The sequence below is a fragment of the Pararhizobium sp. DWP1-1-3 genome (assembly GCF_049896125.1).
Classification (GTDB): domain Bacteria; phylum Pseudomonadota; class Alphaproteobacteria; order Rhizobiales; family Rhizobiaceae; genus Pararhizobium.
In genome coordinates, this window is sequence record NZ_JAFCTR010000040.1 from 1 (window position 1) to 1,517 (window position 1,517).

The following is a 1,517-nucleotide window of genomic DNA, read 5'->3' on the forward strand; positions in this document are numbered from 1 at the left end:
AGCACGCCCTTGAGGTCGAACTCGTAACTGCCGCTTCCAGCGTCCGACAGGGTGACGGTGAACACCGTCTGGCCGCCGGCCGAAGCCGTCAGCACCGTGCCGTTGGCAGACAGCGAGAAGGTGACCGGCTGGCCGGCCGACGTCAGAGCGCCAAGCGCAACCGAACCGGCACCACCGCTGATCGAGAGGAACTCGCCAGCCTGCATTGCCGTCAGGACCCGGTCAGCGCCGGTGCCATCGGCAAACACAACCGACAGATCGCCGGCAATCTGGCTACCGGTGTAGCCGCCGTTGACAAGTTTGTTGCCGTCGTCGCCACCCCAGAAGATGTTGAGCGGGCCACCGGCGGACTTGCCGGTTACATCAAAAAGATGACCAAGGACGCTGAAGTCGGCATCCGCCCCGGAGGGGCCGGATGCCGTATCCTCGTTACCGCCCGAAAGCTCTTCTTCTTCGACAAAGCGCGGCAGGATGGTGCCAATTGCCACCGGCGTGTCGTCGATCACGCTGACCGAGAAGGTTTTTGGCTCGGTTGTGTCGCCATCCGAGTCGGTGGCGGTGAACTGGAAGGTCAGTAACTGGTTGTCTTCGCCCTGGGCCGAGCCCTGATGATCCAGCGTGTCATAGAGGGTAAAGGCATAGGAGCCGTTGCCACCATCCGACAGCGCAACCGAGAACACGATGTTGGCGGCAAGCGCTGCGGCGCTATTGGCCGGAACAGCCGTTGGAGCCGTCGCGCCGGTATAGGCAAGCAGGATCTGCTGGCCCGAAACGGTGACCGTTGTGTACTTGATCGCATCGCCATCGGAGGTGAGGTTCAATGTGGTCAGAGTGCCAACGGCGTCCGGGCCGAACTGGACCGAGCGGTCGCCAGGCTGGCCATTGCCGTCATTGGCCTTGTCCGAACCCCAGGAGATCGCCAGCGTGCCGCCGGTCTGATGCGTGGTGCGGCCGAGATTGAATATCCCGTCGTCATCGCCGCTGCCGTTGCCGTCTTCGTTGCCATTGCCGGCAACCTGCGACTGCTCTTCCTCCACGACACCGCCTGCAAACGGCGTGCCGATCTCGGCGGTATCGTCTTTGACATCGACCGTGAACGAGCCGGTAACGCTATCGCCATCGCTATCCTTGGCGGTGTAGCCGAAGGTCAGCGACAGGTTGTTCTCGCCATTGGTTCCGTCGCCGGCCGCATGATCGAGCGGCTTGACCAGCGTGAACGTGTAGGCACCGCTATTGTCGTCCGAAAGAGACGCATGGAAGACGACATTGGCACCATTGATCGCCACCGGAGCCGGTCCGCCGGTATAGCCGACCAGCACGCCGTTCGACAGAACTGTCATCGTGACAGCCAGACCAAGCGAGGTCAGCGTTGCGCCATGGGCGCCCGAGACCACGACAGCGGGGGTGTTGTTCGTGGCGGTGAACGCAACCGAGCGGTCGCCATTGCCACCCAGGTCGCTGTCGGCGTTATCCGCACCCCAACGAATGTTCAGCGCACCCGTGGCAACAGCCGTCAG

Annotated in this window: 1 pseudogene; it reads right to left on the minus strand. The window is 62.9% G+C overall.

The window, feature by feature from the left end:
- Window positions 1–1,517 (minus strand): annotated as a pseudogene (locus tag ACP7BS_RS29650) (type I secretion C-terminal target domain-containing protein); the annotation flags it as partial.